The sequence below is a fragment of the Aeromonas sp. XH genome (genome assembly GCF_033348475.1).
Taxonomy (GTDB): Bacteria; Pseudomonadota; Gammaproteobacteria; order Enterobacterales; family Aeromonadaceae; genus Aeromonas; species Aeromonas sanarellii.
This window is the reverse complement of record NZ_CP137630.1, coordinates 191735-207174: the sequence shown is the minus strand read 5'-3', so window position 1 is coordinate 207174 and position 15440 is coordinate 191735. Positions and strand designations below refer to the sequence as shown.

Here is a 15440-nt window from a genome sequence, read left to right as displayed (position 1 = left end):
GGCTGTCCCTGTCGCCCAGGTAATATTATTAGTTATTTTTTCTCGCCAATCATAACCCAGGGAACAGGGGGGAGCCAGCCAAGTTATCGCCCTCACCATGGCGTCGTGCGGCTTGCACCGTTCACTCGACAGGTGCCGTGCGGTGAACCGCGACGGCGAAACCAGAGATTGGAATGAGCCCTGATCAGGTTCATTTTGTGACCAGCCACCAAATTTCACCCTTCATCCTTTGCCATCAACATGATTAGCTAATAAAAATTAGCTAATCAAAAGCAAAGATTAGCAATGGGGAGTCTCGATGGCGGTACAACAGTGGTCCACAGACCGGGCCTGGCAATGGTGGAGCAGGCAACCCTGGTTGAGAGGGTTCAATTACTTGCCCAGAACCGCCGTCAACTGGACGGAGATGTGGCAACGGGACACCTTCGATCTCCCGACCATCAGGCAGGAGCTGGCCTGGGCCAGAGAGGTGGGCTACAACACCCTGCGCACCAACCTGCCCTTCATCGTCTGGCAGGCAGACAGGGACGGTCTGATCGCCCGCATCGACAGTTTCCTCGCGGCTGCGGCCGCAGAAGGGATCGGCGTCATGCTGACCCCCATGGATGATTGCGGTTTCTCCGGCGATCATCCCTACCTTGGCCCGCAGAAAGGGCCTGTCGAGCAGCTGCACAACAGCCAGGCGGCGGCAAGCCCAGGGCGCAACATTGTCATGGATATTACGCAGTGGCATGAGATTGGGCGCTATATCAAGGACATCGTCGGCACCTTTGCCAAGGACGATCGCATCCTGGTGTGGGACCTCTACAACGAGCCGACCAATCGTGGCATCTTCCGCGGCCCCGGTCTGTCTGAAGAGTTCGATCCGGCCATGGAGCCCTACAGCCACCATCTGATGGAGCTGGCCTTCGCCTGGGCACGCGAAGCGGATCCCAGCCAGCCGCTCACCGTCTGTGCCTGGCATGCCGCCAACCACTTCAGCCCGGATGAGCCCATCTTTGCCCATCCCACCGACATCCGGGCCATGGAGCTGTCAGACGTGATCAGTTTCCATGCCTATCAGCCCCTGGCGCTGCTGGAAAAGAGCCTGGCAATAGTCGCGGCCTATGAGCGCCCCCTGCTCTGCACCGAATGGCTCGCTCGCCACGCCCAGTCCTTCATGCATGAACAACTGCCCCTCTTCAAGGAACGGAAAATCGCCTGCTACCAGTGGGGGCTGGTCAAGGGGAAAACCCAGACCCATCTGCCCTGGCCCAATATCCAGCGCGAACTCCCCGAGTATGCGGACACCTGGTTCCACGACCTGCTCGAGGCGGATGGCTCCCCTTATGACGGACGCGAAGTTGCCCTGATCCGGTCCCTGACCGACGAATAAAAAACCCCTCCGGGGCGATCCACTAGGCATCGCCTCACCCTACGCATAGAGGTCAAATGATGAAAAAGATGAAGCTGCTGGCATTGCTGGTCGCGGGCGCGACGCTCTCTCCCGTCACCCTGGCGCAGACCACACTGCAATACTGGACCCTGCTCAACGGCGGTGACGGCGCCCGCATGAAACAGCTGGTCGACGGTTTCAACGCCAGCCAGGGCGACTACAGAATAGAGACCACCACCCTGAACTGGGGCGAACCCTTCTACACCAAGCTCAAGACCGCCTCCGCCATGGGCAGCGGTCCGGACATGGCCACCATCCACCTCTCCAAGATCTCCGGCCTCACCCAGACCCAGGGCCTGGAGCCCATCACGGCGCAGGCGATGCAGGCCGCCAGTTATGACAGCGGCAAGCTGTTCCCGCTGCTCTGGAAACAATCGAACGTCGATGGCAAGACCTATGCGCTGCCCATCGATACCCATGCCCTGGTGCTCTACTACAACAAGTCCATCGCGGCCAAGGCCGGCCTGCTGGACGAGCAGGGCAAGCTCAAGCCCATCACCTCGCTGGCACAGTTCGACGCGGCGCTCAAGAGCGTCAAAGGTCAGGGCGCCATGGGGCTGAGCATGGAGACCTCTCCCATGTCCTATATGCCGTACCGCCTCTGGCTATCCATGATCACCCAGCAGGGGGGCAAGACCATAGAGAACAACAAGTTCGTCTATGGTGAGGCGGGCCAGAAGGCCATGGAGGCCATGGCCAGGTGGTATGCCGACGGCTACGCCACCAAGGGGCTGGATTACGCCTCTTCCACCACCGAATTCATGACGGGCAAATCCGCCTTCATGCTCAACGGCGTCTGGGAAGTGCCCTCCGTCAACGACGGCATGAAGGGCGGCAGGCTCGGCTTCGAGGTGGGGGTTGCCTCGCTGCCCTCCTTCTTCAACGGTGTGCAGGCGGCCTGGGCCGACTCCCACGCGCTCGCCATTCCGAACAACAAGGGCAAGCCCATCTCGGCCGAGAAGATGAAAGGGGTCGCCCGGTTCGCCACCTACATCAACCAGCACGCCATCACCTGGGCCGAGGGTGGCCATATCCCGGCCTATGAACCGGTAGTGGAGACCAAGGAGTTCAAGGAGATGCCGCTGCTCGCCGACTATGTCAGCAACACCGCCAGCCACATCGTCTATGACCCGGACGGTTGGTACAGCGGAGCCGCAGGCCCCCTGCAGGCCACCGCCTCCAAGTACTTCCCTGCGGCCCTGACCGGTCAGCTGCCCACCGAAAAGGCACTGCAGATGTTCGAGCGCGACGCAGGCAAGTTCATGAGCCGCCCGGCCCGTTAATGACCCCGGGGCAGAGGGTCACCCCCTGCCCCTCCGTTTCTCCCATTCCAGGTTCGATCGCAGACATGGATCATAAAGACACTACCAGAACCCCCGCCGGCAGCTTGGGGGCCCTCATGACGCCCTGGCTCATGCTGGCCCCCTTCCTGCTCGCCTTTTTGCTCTTCTTTGTCATTCCGGCCCTGCAAACGTTGCAGTTGAGCTTTACCGACAGCGGGCTGACCGAGACCCACGGCTATGTTGGCCTTGCCAACTATGTGGAGCTGCTGCAAGACCCGAGCTTCTGGGATTCACTGCTGCAAACCGCCTACTTCGCCCTGCTCACCGTGATCCCCCTGACCGCGCTCGGGCTGGTGATGGCGATGCTGATCAACCGGCTCACCCGCTTCGCCGGCCTGGTGCAGGCCATCTTCTTCATCCCCAATATCTTGCCTATCGCCGTCATGGCGATGATAGGCGGATGGATGCTGCACCCCACCTTTGGGGTGGTCAACCTGATCGCGGGCACCGAGATCGCCTGGTTCAACGACCCGGACTTCGCCATGCCCATGGTCGCGATGGCGACCATCTGGTGGACCGTCGGCTTCAACGTGCTGTTGTTCCTCGCGGCGCTCAAGAACATCCCGCAGGACCTCTACGAGGCGGCCCGGCTCGACGGCGCCTCGGAGTGGGGGATCTTCCGTTACATCACCTGGCGCCAGCTGCGCCCCGTGACCGTCATGGTCTTCGGCCTGCAACTGGTGGCCTCCCTGAAGATCTTCGGCCAGACCTACCTGCTGACTGGCGGCGGCCCCTTCGACAGCACCAAGGTCGTTCTGCACTACATGTACGAGACCGGGTTCGTCAACCAGAACGCCGGCTATGCCTCGGCCATCGCCGTGGTCTTCGTGCTGATCGTCTTGCTCATTCTGGTGCTGCAATCCCTGGCTAATAGATTCATCAATCGTCGAGGCTAAGATGAAGAGCAAACTGACATTTACCGCCTTGCTGGGCATCTCATTGACCCTGCTGCTCTGCCTGTTGTGGGGCGCCCCGCTGCTGTGGGCCATCAGCACTGCGCTGCGCCCGGAGGAGCAAACCGTCGCAGGGCTGCAGTGGTTGCCCGACCCCGTCACCCTCGATGCCTTCATCAAGGTGCTGACCCTGGGGGATCTGCCCATCTTCTTCATGAACAGCGTGTTCACCTCGCTGGCGGTCACAGTGCTGACGCTGTCCGTCACAGTGCTGGCCGCCTACAGCTTCTCCCAGCTCCGCTTTCGGGGGGCAAACCTGCTGTTCTGGTGCTGCATGTTCGGCATCATCTTCCCGTTCGAGGCCCTGGTGATCCCGCTCTTCCGCCAGATTTATCACCTCGGACTGGCGGACTCCCTCGGGGGCGTGATCCTGCCCCAGGTGGTGTCGCCCATGGTGCTGTTCGTGCTCAAGCGCTTCTTCGATCAGATCCCAAAGGACTTTCGCGAGGCGGCCATCCTGGATGGCGCACGGGAGTGGCAGGTGCTGCTGCGCGTTTATCTGCCCCTGTCTCGAAACATCATCTATGCCATGGCGATCATCACCTTCATGGGGGCCTGGAACAACTTCCTCTGGCCGTTCCTGGTGGTGAGCTCCACCGAGAACATGACCATCCCCATCGGCCTGACCCAGCTCAACGACACCTACGGGGTGCGCTATGCCCAGAACATGGCCTCCGCCCTGATAGGTGGCCTGCCGGTCGCCATCCTCTACGTCATATTCCAGAAACGAGTCGCATCGGGCTTCCTCGCTGCCACCGGTCTCAAGGGTTGACCATTCACGGGCCCGCCGAGGCGAGCCCCTTGTTTTACGGCCAGCACGGGCCCTCGTGAGAGAACATTCATATGTCCTGCGTATTGCTTAACAACATCAAGAAGACCTATCCCAACGGCAATGCCGTCATCCACGGCGTGGATCTGGAAATAAAGCAGGGGGAATTCGTCGTCTTCGTCGGCCCCTCCGGCTGTGGCAAATCCACCCTGCTGCGCATGATCGCCGGGCTGGAGGCGATCTCCGAAGGGGATCTGCACATCGGCAACAAGCGCGCCAACGATCTGGATGCCGCCAGGCGGGGGGTCGCCATGGTGTTCCAGTCCTATGCGCTCTACCCCCACCTGACGGTGGCCGAGAACATGGGCTTCTCCCTGCTGTTCAACGGCACGCCAAAGGCGGAGATCGCCACCAAGGTGAACCGGGTGGCGGAGACCCTGCAACTGGCCCACCTGCTGGATCGCAAGCCCGCCGAGCTCTCGGGGGGCCAGCGTCAGCGGGTTGCCATCGGTCGTGCCATAGTGCGCGAACCCGACGTCTTCCTGTTCGACGAGCCGCTCTCCAACCTGGATGCGGCCCTGCGCGGACAGATGCGCACCGAGCTGGCGCGCCTGCACCAGAAGCTCGGCACCACCATGATTTACGTGACGCACGATCAGGTGGAGGCGATGACCCTGGGGGACAGGATCGTGGTCTTCAACAAGGGACACATCGAGCAGGTGGGTTCACCGCTGGAGCTCTACCAGCGCCCCGCCACCGAGTTCGTGGCCACCTTCCTCGGCATGCCAAAAATGAACCTGCTGACCTGCAAACTGGCGGGAGCAGAGGGGAAACACTGGCAGCTGACAGCGGGCAGAGGGATCGCGCTGGCCGTGCCTGAGTCCTCGTTCGACTGCACCGACCAGCACAGCATCAAGCTGGGGATCCGCCCCGAACATCTGCTGGTCGGTGCAGAGGGGGCGTCGGGCGCCCATCTCCAGGGCCGGGTCTCTCTGGTAGAGAACCTCGGCGATTCCGCCATCCTGCACATCAAGTGCGAGGGTCTGGAGCGACTGCTGCTGGCCAAGGTCAACACGGATCGGCGGGTGCCTGCGTGCGACGAGGCCGTCTCCCTCACCGTCGCCCTCGAATACGTCCACCTCTTCGGCGAGCAGGGACAGAGCCTGCGGCGTTGAGCCGAGGGGCGGGCAAGCCTCGCCCCTTCATGGAGCATCAGTCATGTTTCGCATCCTGTTCACTCTCTTCATCCTGGTGGGAGCCATCATGCCAGCGCAGGCCGGTTCGACGTTTACCAATCCCATCCTGAGTGATGGCGCAGACCCCTGGGTCGTGCGCCATGACGACGGCTTTTACTACTACACCCAGACAACCGGCAACGACATCACCCTATGGCGAACCAGAGATATCGCCGACCTTGAGCATGCCGAGCGCAAGGTGGTCTGGATGCCGGCTCAGGGTGCCGTCAACGGCTCCCACATCTGGGCGCCCGAGCTGCACCGGCTCGACGGCCGCTGGTACCTCTATTTCGCCGCCTCGGCAGGGGACATGGCCCGGCAGCGCATGTACGTGCTGCAATCCGAGGGGGACGACCCGTTCGGCAGCTACGCCTTCCCGCAAGATACCGACGCCGGCAAGATCTCCGATGCCAGCGACAAGTGGGCCATCGATGGCACAGTGCTGGAATACGAGGGCCAACGCTACTTCATCTGGTCGGGTTGGGAGGGGGACGTCAACGAGCAGCAGCGCATCTACATCGCCAGGATGAGCTCCCCCTGGCGACTGGCAGGAGCGCGGGTCGAGATTTCCCGCCCCGAGCTGGCGTGGGAGCGCATCGGCACGCCCCAGGTCAATGAGGCCCCGCAAGTCCTGCTGGGCCCGGAAGGGCGCCTCTTCCTCGTCTACTCCGCCAGCGGCAGCTGGACGGACGATTATTGCCTCGGCCTGCTGACGCTGGAGGGGGAGGATCCGATGAACCCGGCACACTGGCGCAAGCGGCCGGAACCCGTCTTCAGCAAGCATGAGGCGGTGGACGTCTATGGTCCCGGCCATAACGGCTTCTTTGCCGATGACGCGGGACAGCCCTGGCTGATCTATCACGCCGCCAAGTTCAAGGGGGCAGGCTGGAACCGCGAGATACACATGCAACCCTTTCACTGGGACGAGCAGGGCCTGCCTCTGTTTGGCTCCCCCCTGGGGGCCGGACGCCCACGGACAGCCCCGCACTGATGGAGACCCCGATGGGGGCTTCAACGACATGGTGGGAAGAGAGCGCCCTGCACTCGCCGCCCGTGAGAGAGGCCAGGATGCTGCCCGCGACAGCGCCATCGCCTCCTGAGAGGCTTTTTGTGGTTGTCGGCAGCAACCTGATGAAGGAGAGTGTCATTTGACCCATAAAGTTCACCACCTCACTCGGTGCGATGTACGGGTCATATATCGGCCTTACCACACCTCAATAATTGTCAATATGGTGGCGACATGGATTGAACATTAATTTGTTTTATTCAGCTTTAATCAAGCAAGCTGAACAGTCTTTATTATTTTATTAGTTAAGTTCCAGTTCAGCCTAAATACTGGCAAAACACATCATCAAATTAATATGAACTGGAATGAGTCCACTTGAATTAAATAGAGAAAGAATTGTGTGAAGCGCATGGCAAAATAAATTGCTGCTGATGTTCTCGCCTGGCCTGTTTGCTATAGTCAGGCTGACTCCACAAGCATGCCTTTTTGATGCGCTTGTCTGGCAAGGTCAAAATATGCGTGAACAGGTGCCATCTATTTTGGATGTGCCATGAGGGCTGCTCGCCCCATGACAGGCAAGGGTTGAACGCGCCCCAGAACAGCGACGTCAGCTCAGCGCCTGAACGCCACGCTAAGGGTCGAGACACCTGTGATGCTTGCCTGTGACAAGCTGCTCGCCAGGCGAGGGCAGGCAGATGTGCGAGTCGCCCCAATGCTATTTCGAAAAACGGTCAACGGATTTGCCATTATCGCGTCCTCGTTGTTAACCATTGCGATCAATGAAAGCTAGTTGCGAAGACATGCCGCCGGCAATGATGTCCTGACAATACTCCATTATTTTATTAAAGAATGGATAACACGGTTTCCTAAAATAACGGCCACCTGTGGCAGGCTCCCATGCCGTCACGCCGCTATTCCAATTATTTATGTTTGCAAGGCTCAGCACAGAGAAGTGTCGAGTTTCAAATCGGTCAGGGAATTGACTCAGTGGAATGCTGATTGTTTTCGGCGTTACCCAATTCATCATTGTTATAAGGAAGAGATCATGAAAACCAAGTGGCTTCCAGTTGCCGTCGCCGTCGTGTCTGCGCTTTCCGCGCAAGCTGCCGTTTCTGCCGAGGCGGCCGGCTTCGATTATTACGGCTATTTCCGCTCCGGCATGGGAACGGGCGACAGCGGCTCCATGCAAGATGCCGTGGGGGGCAGCTTCCAGAAGAACAAGGTCGGCCGTCTGGGCAACGAATTCGATACCTATGCCGAGGTGGGTTTCGGCAAGGAGCTGAAGAGCGACGAAACCAAGTCCGTCTATATCCAGACCATGTTCAACATGTACGACGGCGACACCAACAGCAACATGGGGGATTCCAACTTCGGCTGGGAAAACATGAACATGCAGCTGCGCAACTTCATGGGCCTGGGTGAGACCTCCTGGGCTGGCATCCGCCAGTACAAGAAGGGCTTCGTCATCGACTCGAATGATTTCTTCTACTGGAACCAGACCAACATAGGTGGCGGTATCGAAGACATGCAGCTGGGCCAGGGCAAGCTCTCCGTCGCCGCCCTGCACCGCGACATCGCAGACAGCTACAACAACAGTGTCGGCGATCCGATAGAGGACATGATCGACTCCAACCAGCTGGACTTGCTCTACACCGACCTGCCGCTGTGGAATGGCGCCACCCTGGCCATGGGTTACAAGTTCCTGAAGGCCGATGCCACCGCGGAGCAGATCGATGCCGATCTGGGCAACCATGACTACGCCGACGGCCATGCCGTGATGCTGGAACTGAATCAGTCGCTCCTGGGAACTGGTTGGAACAAGACCACCCTCCAGTACTACGCCGACGGCTCCGCCCTGCAAGGGGTCACCTTCGGTTCTGCCGATACCCTGAGCGGCCGTGTCGAGAGCGGCAACGGCTTCGCCATCCGCAACTACGGCATCATTCCGCTGGCCGCGGACTGGGATCTGAGCCACGCCATCAACTACGCCGAAGCGAACGACATCAAGCAGTGGGATGGCGTCGAGGGTGACGCAAGCGCCTTCGCCGTGAGCGCCAAGGTGACCTACCACTGGACCGACATCACCCGCACCTATGTGGAAGCCGGTTACTTCGAGGACGAGAAGACCGAGAACGGTGACGTCGACTCCCGCAGTGGCTCCAAGACCACCATCGCCCAGGCCTTCTCCTTCGGCCGTGGCGAGCCGGAGCTGCGCGTGTTCGCCAGCTACCTCGACAGCGACAACGCCGACTGGGATGGCTCCCACGCCTTCGACAACGGCACCGCCGATGACACCTGGACCGTGGGCCTGCAAGCCAACGTATGGTGGTAACCACCCGGCCAGGATCCGCTGCCGATCCCCGTGTTCCACAGGGACGGGGGCTGAGAACCGGCAGGAATTGAGGCGCGACGGGTTGGCATAGAAACTATGCCAACCCGTTGTTTTATATTGAGTTTGCAATGTGTGATCACACCGTGGTTGCCCCCGTCATTGCCGTTGACAACCGCGATGGCTTCTGGCGTTGTATGGCGATGCATTCAGACATCCCCCGGCGTGCCGATGCCCGCGCCAACAACGGCTTGAGGCCTAAGGTCCTGCACATGAAAGCTGATTCAGGAGTACCCATGGATGATCCCTACCTCGCCGCGCCGGATCGTTACCAGCGCCAGGCCTACCAACCCGCCGGTCGCCACGGCCTCCGCCTGCCCGGCATCGGTCTCGGCCTCTGGCACAACTTCGGCGAAGGGAGCGATCCCGCCAGGGTGAAGGCCATGGTGCACCGGGCGTTCGATCTCGGCATCACCCACTTCGATCTCGCCAACAACTACGGCCCGCCCCCGGGCGCCGCCGAGACCACCTTCGGCAAGCTGCTCAAGGGCAGCCTGGCTCCCTATCGGGACGAGCTGATCATCGCCAGCAAGGCGGGCTACGTGATGTGGGACGGCCCCTACGGCGACGGCGGCAGCGCCAAGTACCTGTTTGCCAGCCTGCACCAGAGCCTGCGCCGGCTCGGCCTCGACTACGTGGACATCTTCTATCACCACAGGCCGGATCCCCGCACCCCGCTGGAGGAGACCTGCCAGGCGCTGGCGCTCATGGTGCGCCAGGGCAAGGCGCTCTACGTCGGCCTCTCCAACTACCCGGCCCCGCTTGCCGCTAGTGCCGCCACCCGGCTGGCGGAGCTCGGCACCCCCTGCCTGGTCAACCAGCTCAAGTACTCCCTGTTCCAGCGGGAGATCGAAGAGCAGACACTGCCGGTCTGCCGGGAGCAGGGGATGGGGGTGGTCGCCTTCTCGCCCCTGGCGGGCGGGCTGCTGAGCGATCGCTATCTGGCCGGCATTCCGGCGGATTCCCGCGCCGCCAGCGCCAGCCCCTTCCTCAAGCCCGAACAGATCACCCCGGACAGGCTGACCCGTATCCGCGCCCTGCACGATCTGGCACAGCGGCGGGGACAATCCCTGTCACAGCTCGCGCTGCAGTGGGTGCTGCGCGACCCCGTGGTAAGCTGTGCCCTGATCGGCGCCAGCAACCCGCAACAGATAACGAGCGCCGTCGACGCCCTGGCCCTGCCGCCCCTGGAGGAGACGCTGCAGCAGCAGATCCTGTCCGTGCTGGCGTAACGGGCCTATGCCGCTGACCATGCCAGAAGATGACGGGACCAGGGGGCGGCCGACCCCTGCCCCGCGCAGCCCGCAGACAGACGACCCCGGCCGCACGGCACAGGTCGGGGTCGGCGGTCCTTTCCAATAATCTCTGGTTGCCCGCGCGATTTTCCGCCATCATTGGCCGCCCCGACCCTGTTCGGGGCTGATTTTATCCAGACCCATCAACCAAGAGATCTGCACCATGACCGAATCCTACGCCCTGTTTGTCGCCTTCGTGCTGGGCATAGTGGAAGGCCTGACCGAGTTTCTGCCCGTTTCCTCCACCGGCCACATGATCATCGTCGGCCACCTGCTCGGTTTTGAGGGGCCCAAGGCCGCCACCTTCGAGGTGGTGATCCAGCTGGGCTCCATCCTGGCGGTGGTCGTCATGTTCTGGCGCCGCCTGTTCGGTCTCATCGGCATCCACTTCGGCCAGAAGCCGCCGAAGGGCCAGGCCACCCTGTCGCTGGTGCACATCATCCTCGGCATGCTGCCCGCCGTGGTCATCGGGCTGGTCATCCACAGCTGGATCAAGGCCCATCTGTTCGGCCCCCAGACCGTGATGTATGCCCTGGTGGCCGGCGGCATCCTGCTCATCATCGCCGAGAAGTTCCGTCCGGCGGTTCGCGCCGAGACCCTGGACGACATCAGCTACAAGCAGGCCTTCGGCATCGGCCTGTTCCAGTGTCTGGCGCTCTGGCCCGGCTTCTCCCGCTCCGGCGCCACCATCAGCGGCGGCATGCTGATGGGGATCAGCCGCCACGCGGCGGCCGAGTTCTCCTTCATCATGGCGGTGCCCATGATGATCGCGGCCAGCGGCCTGGATCTCTACAAGAGCCGTGACTTCCTCTCCATGGCCGACTTCCCCATGTTTGCGGTGGGTTTCGTCACCGCCTTCGTGGTGGCCATGATCGCCATCAAGACCTTCCTGGCGTTGATCCGTCGCCTCGACTTCATCCCGTTCGCCATCTACCGCTTCGTGGTGGCCTTCGCCGTCTACCTGGTGTTTGTGGCCTGATCACCATGCCGTGGAACGAGAAAGGGACCCTGAGGGTCCCTTTTTTATTGCCATTGAGGGCTCAGTAGAGGCGATGGCTGATGCCGTTGAGCAGCCGCGACAGCCCCTTGGTGAACTGCACGGGCGCATCCTGCACCGTGTAGCAGAGGCAGCCGTCCGGGGTGTGCGGACTGTGGGCGTGGCTGGCGTCGCGCCAGATGAAATCCCCGGCCTGATAGCGGGTGTCGCCATCTTCTATGGTGCCCGCCAGCAGCAGGGTCAGCTCATAGCCCCTGTGGGTGTGCTCGGGGATGCGGCCGCCCGCCTCGATGTGGAGCAGGCTGGCGCGGGCCCCCATCTCGTCGAGCGGCAGGCTGTGTTGGCGAATGGCGCCGATGTGGCGCCACCTGGGGTCATGGTACCTGGCCAGCACCCGTGGCAGGTGGTAGCTGTGGCCCGCCACCCGCAGCTCGGGCCGGGGGCTCGCCGGGAGATCCCGCTCGGCCGACGTCGTCACCGGCTGATGCAGTATGCCGGCCAGCATGGCATCGAACCCGGCCGGCAGCGCCTCGTCCGGCTCGGCGGGCGCCAGGTGCTCGCGTGCCAGCTCCTCTTCGCAATCCTTGACCCGGGCGGCGCAGTCCGGGCAGAGCTCGCAATGGGCGGAGACGCCGACGGCCAGCGGCAGTGGCAGCTCGTCGGCGGCGAAGGCGCGCAGCATGAGTGCAGTCGGATGGGTCTTAATCATGGCCTTGCTCCACTTGTTCCTTCAGTTTCTGTAATGCCAGCCGGAGGCGGGACTTGATGGTACCGAGCGGCACGCCGAGCCGGTCTGCCAGCTCCTGCTGGGAGAGCTCCTGCAGATAGATGCCGCGCACCACCTGCTGCTGCGGCTCCGGCAGGGTGGCCACATAGTGGGCCATCTGGCGTGTCAGCACGGCGTCCTCGCCCCCGCTCAGGTGCTCCTCCTCCGCCCTGAACTCCAGCAGGGGCCAGATCTCCTCGGCGCACAGCTCCTCCTTGCTGGCTCGGCGGCGACGCAGCATGTCGAAGCTCTGGTTGCGCATCACCGTATAGATCCAGGTGGTCGGCGCCCCCTTGTCGGGGTGGTAGAGGCGCGCCTTCTGCCACACCAGCAGCATGGTCTCCTGGACCAGCTCCATGGCGTTGGCCTCGCTGCCGAGGTGGCGCAGCCCGTAGCTGCGGATGCGCGGGGCGAAGTGGTGAAACAGGGTGGCGAAGGCAGCCTTGTCGGCCTGCTCGGCCACCCGGATGAGTAGAGATGTCAGATCGCCATCTGGGTTGTCCATGGGGGGCGATGTCCTGCGTGGAGCCGATTGTGGTTGGCCAGTATATGCCATTGCGCCATCCCTCGCGTGTCGTGGTCTTCACCAGTACGTGCGGGAAGGAAAAAGGATCACCCCGGACTGTCAGTGGCTGGCGACCAGCAGGCCGCTCAGCAGGGAGAGGGCGGGCTGGTTGTCCTTGGCCGCGACCAGCCACTGCTTCTGCTCCACCGGGATGGGCAGCACCTCCAGCCAGCGCTGGGCCACCCAGCTCGCGTCCTCCCAGTCCGGCTCGGGATAGAGGGCCGCGTATTCGGGGTAGTCGTTGAACACGTCCTGCAACGCCTTGGCCAGGGAGTGCTGGTCGGCCTTGAGCCGGCCGCTCTGCCAGGGGGGCAGCGGCTCCACCTCGCCGACCCGCAGGCCGTCCTCTTCCTGCCACAGATCGGTGATCCTGACCCGCTCCACCCCGAGCACTGTGATGCCGAGCAGGCCGTCAGGCAGCAGATCGAAGTCGATGATCCGCACCCGGGTGGCGATGGGATACATGTTGCGCAGCGCATCGGGCTGGCGGGGATCCAGCATGCAGAGCGCGAACTCCCGCTCCCGGGACTCGGCGATCATGCGCTGGTATCTGGGCTCGAAGATGCGCAGCGGCATGATGCCGCCGGGCAGCAGGTGAGCGGAGAGTGGAAACAGTACCAGTGTCATGGGAATCGTCCTCCAGCGGCTTCCTCTAAGGATACGACCGCCGTAGGCAGCGAGATCATTCAGACCGAAACGGTATAAATAGCCCCGCAATAATCAGGGGAAAATAGCCTGGACAAGCCGCTTCGATATGCAGTAGAAATGGATAACCACCACTTATTCAAATCAATATCCTGCCATGTGGTGGAAAACGCAGTGAAATATCCGTCGCACCCACGGGTACGGGCCGTTCCTATAGTTTTCTCGGCCCGATGCGGGTAAAATTCACGCCCTTATCCAGTCAGTCATTTTTCGACGCGCAACCTCGGTGGTCAGTTATGAAAGAGCATATTCATCATCTACTTGAACAAACGGTAGCCAATCTCAAGTCTGTGGGCGTCCTGCCGGCGGACCTGGAAGCCCGCGTGCAAGTAGACCGATGCAAGGAGAAGGCTCACGGCGACCTGGCCACCAACCTGGCCATGCTGCTGGCCAAACCGGCCCGCAAGAATCCCCGCGAGCTGGCCGCCGCCATCATCGAGCACCTGCCCGCCTCCGATCTGATCGCCAAGGTCGAGATCGCCGGCCCCGGCTTCATCAACTTCTTCTTCGACACGAGCTGGCTGGCCGGCCAGGTGGAAGCCATGGTGACCAGCGCCAACGCCAACGTGCGCCTGCCCGCGCCGCAGACCGTGGTGGTGGACTACTCCGCCCCCAACGTGGCCAAGGAGATGGCGGTGCACCACATCCGTTCCACCGTGCTCGGTGACGTGGCCGCCCGCGCCCTGGAGTTCCTCGGCCACAAGGTGATCCGCGCCAACCACATCGGCGACTGGGGCACCCAGTTCGGCATGCTGATCGCCTACCTGGAGAAGATGGCCAACGAGCACGCCTCCGACATGGAACTGCGCGATCTGGAGGCCTTCTACACCCAGGCCAAGCGTCACTACGACGAAGACGAAGCCTTCGCCGAGCGCGCGCGCAACTACGTGGTCAAGCTGCAGGGTGGCGATGAGTACTGCCGCACCATGTGGAAGAAGCTGGTCGACATGACCATGGAGCAGAACCAGCGCAACTACGACCGCCTGAACGTCTCCCTGACCAACAAGGACATCATGGGCGAGTCCATGTACAACGACATGCTGCCCCAGATCGTCGCCGACCTGAAGGCCAAGGGCCTCGCGGTCGAGAGCGAAGGCGCCACCGTCGTCTTCCTGGACGAATTCAAGAACAAGGATGGCGAGCCCATGGGGGTCATCATCCAGAAGAGCGACGGCGGCTTCCTCTACACCACCACCGACATCGCCTGTGCCAAGTACCGTTACGAGACCCTGGGCGCCGACCGGGTGATGTACTTCATCGACTCCCGTCAGCACCAGCACCTGATGCAGGCCTGGACCATCACCCGCAAGGCGGGCTATGTGCCGGAGTCCGTGCCCCTCGAGCACCACGCCTTCGGCATGATGCTGGGCAAGGATGGCCGCCCCTACAAGACCCGCTCCGGCGGCACCGTCAAGCTGGTCGACCTGCTGAACGAGGCGGAAGAGCGCGCGAGCGCCCTGCTGGAGAGCCGCAACAGCGACCTCTCCGCCGAAGAGAAGGCCGAGGTGGTCCACGCCATCGCCATGGGCGCGGTCAAGTATGCGGATCTCTCCAAGAACCGCACCACGGACTACATCTTCGACTGGGATCTGATGCTCTCCTTTGAAGGCAACACGGCCCCCTACCTGCAGTACGCCTACACCCGGATCCAGTCCATCTTCCGCAAGGCCGGCGTCGATGCCGATAGCCTGAGCGGCAAGGTTGTCCTGGCCGAAGAGGCGGAAGAGACCCTGGCCCAGAAGCTGATCCAGTTCTCCGACGCGGTCAACGGCGTGGCTGACAAGGGGATGCCGCACCTTCTGTGCACATATCTCTATGAATTGTCTGGCAACTTTATGACCTTCTACGAAGCCTGCCCGATCAACAAGGACGGCGTGGACGAGGCGACCCGCCAGAGCCGTCTGCTGCTGTGTGCCGCCACTGCCAAGGTGCTCAAGCTGGGCCTGGGCGTGCTGGGCATCCACACCCTGGAGCGCATGTAA

At 62.1% G+C, this 15440-nt stretch carries 13 protein-coding genes; 10 read left to right on the top strand and 3 right to left on the bottom strand.

The genetic code is table 11. From position 1 onward, the window contains the following. Positions 1 to 376: 376 nt before the first annotated feature. The 9 genes from R2B70_RS00925 to bacA all read left to right on the top strand — a co-directional run bounded on the left by R2B70_RS00925 (position 377) and on the right by bacA (position 11404). Complete coding sequence (locus R2B70_RS00925; RefSeq protein ID WP_318162418.1) at positions 377 to 1375, top strand: cellulase family glycosylhydrolase; 999 nt, start codon at positions 377 to 379, stop codon at positions 1373 to 1375. 56 nt (positions 1376 to 1431) lie between these two features. Further along, positions 1432 to 2718: an extracellular solute-binding protein gene (locus R2B70_RS00920; RefSeq protein ID WP_318162417.1), complete on the top strand. Its 1287-nt coding sequence runs from the start codon at positions 1432 to 1434 to the stop codon at positions 2716 to 2718. 116 nt (positions 2719 to 2834) lie between these two features. Then, on the top strand, positions 2835 to 3674 hold the full coding sequence (locus R2B70_RS00915) for a carbohydrate ABC transporter permease (RefSeq protein WP_226989652.1): 840 nt from the start codon (positions 2835 to 2837) through the stop codon (positions 3672 to 3674). Position 3675: 1 nt separating this feature from the next. Next, entirely contained in the window at positions 3676 to 4503 is an 828-nt protein-coding gene (locus R2B70_RS00910) for a carbohydrate ABC transporter permease (protein WP_318162416.1), read from the top strand. A gap of 71 nt (positions 4504 to 4574) precedes the next feature. Further along, entirely contained in the window at positions 4575 to 5675 is a 1101-nt protein-coding gene (locus R2B70_RS00905) for a sn-glycerol-3-phosphate ABC transporter ATP-binding protein UgpC (RefSeq protein ID WP_318162415.1), read from the top strand. 43 nt (positions 5676 to 5718) lie between these two features. Next, entirely contained in the window at positions 5719 to 6726 is a 1008-nt protein-coding gene (locus R2B70_RS00900; RefSeq protein WP_318162414.1) for a glycoside hydrolase family 43 protein, read from the top strand. 1060 nt (positions 6727 to 7786) lie between these two features. Beyond that, complete coding sequence (locus R2B70_RS00895) at positions 7787 to 9073, top strand: carbohydrate porin (RefSeq protein WP_042078743.1); 1287 nt, start codon at positions 7787 to 7789, stop codon at positions 9071 to 9073. Between the two features lie 293 nt (positions 9074 to 9366). After that, a complete protein-coding gene (locus tag R2B70_RS00890; RefSeq protein ID WP_318162413.1) occupies positions 9367 to 10362 on the top strand; it encodes an aldo/keto reductase in 996 nt (331 codons plus the stop codon). 226 nt (positions 10363 to 10588) lie between these two features. Beyond that, positions 10589 to 11404 (top strand): undecaprenyl-diphosphate phosphatase, encoded by an 816-nt coding sequence (gene bacA, locus R2B70_RS00885; RefSeq protein ID WP_042078741.1) that lies wholly within the window; start codon positions 10589 to 10591, stop codon positions 11402 to 11404. Between the two features lie 61 nt (positions 11405 to 11465). Here the strand turns inward: bacA and R2B70_RS00880 are convergent, their stop codons facing one another. The 3 genes from R2B70_RS00880 to R2B70_RS00870 all read right to left on the bottom strand — a co-directional run bounded on the left by R2B70_RS00880 (position 11466) and on the right by R2B70_RS00870 (position 13380). Then, positions 11466 to 12131, bottom strand: coding sequence for a ChrR family anti-sigma-E factor (locus R2B70_RS00880; protein WP_318162412.1), 666 nt, complete (start codon positions 12129 to 12131; stop codon positions 11466 to 11468). Then, on the bottom strand, positions 12124 to 12693 hold the full coding sequence (locus R2B70_RS00875; protein ID WP_042078738.1) for a sigma-70 family RNA polymerase sigma factor: 570 nt from the start codon (positions 12691 to 12693) through the stop codon (positions 12124 to 12126). The genes R2B70_RS00880 and R2B70_RS00875 overlap by 8 nt, the downstream gene beginning before the upstream one ends. A gap of 120 nt (positions 12694 to 12813) precedes the next feature. Beyond that, positions 12814 to 13380, bottom strand: coding sequence for an LON peptidase substrate-binding domain-containing protein (locus R2B70_RS00870; RefSeq protein ID WP_209794335.1), 567 nt, complete (start codon positions 13378 to 13380; stop codon positions 12814 to 12816). Positions 13381 to 13694: 314 nt separating this feature from the next. Between R2B70_RS00870 and argS the strand changes: the two genes are divergently transcribed. Then, positions 13695 to 15440 (top strand): arginine--tRNA ligase, encoded by a 1746-nt coding sequence (argS, locus tag R2B70_RS00865; RefSeq protein ID WP_318162411.1) that lies wholly within the window; start codon positions 13695 to 13697, stop codon positions 15438 to 15440.

Coding starts and splice junctions, on each gene's coding strand:
- R2B70_RS00915 (WP_226989652.1), top strand. CDS start 2,835: ATGACGCCCTGGCTCATGCTGGCCCCCTTCCTGCTCGCCTTTTTGCTC.
- argS (WP_318162411.1), top strand. CDS start 13,695: ATGAAAGAGCATATTCATCATCTACTTGAACAAACGGTAGCCAATCTC.
- bacA (WP_042078741.1), top strand. CDS start 10,589: ATGACCGAATCCTACGCCCTGTTTGTCGCCTTCGTGCTGGGCATAGTG.
- R2B70_RS00890 (WP_318162413.1), top strand. CDS start 9,367: ATGGATGATCCCTACCTCGCCGCGCCGGATCGTTACCAGCGCCAGGCC.
- R2B70_RS00920 (WP_318162417.1), top strand. CDS start 1,432: ATGATGAAAAAGATGAAGCTGCTGGCATTGCTGGTCGCGGGCGCGACG.
- R2B70_RS00905 (WP_318162415.1), top strand. CDS start 4,575: ATGTCCTGCGTATTGCTTAACAACATCAAGAAGACCTATCCCAACGGC.
- R2B70_RS00875 (WP_042078738.1), bottom strand. CDS start 12,693: ATGGACAACCCAGATGGCGATCTGACATCTCTACTCATCCGGGTGGCC.
- R2B70_RS00910 (WP_318162416.1), top strand. CDS start 3,676: ATGAAGAGCAAACTGACATTTACCGCCTTGCTGGGCATCTCATTGACC.
- R2B70_RS00870 (WP_209794335.1), bottom strand. CDS start 13,380: ATGACACTGGTACTGTTTCCACTCTCCGCTCACCTGCTGCCCGGCGGC.
- R2B70_RS00880 (WP_318162412.1), bottom strand. CDS start 12,131: ATGATTAAGACCCATCCGACTGCACTCATGCTGCGCGCCTTCGCCGCC.
- R2B70_RS00895 (WP_042078743.1), top strand. CDS start 7,787: ATGAAAACCAAGTGGCTTCCAGTTGCCGTCGCCGTCGTGTCTGCGCTT.
- R2B70_RS00900 (WP_318162414.1), top strand. CDS start 5,719: ATGTTTCGCATCCTGTTCACTCTCTTCATCCTGGTGGGAGCCATCATG.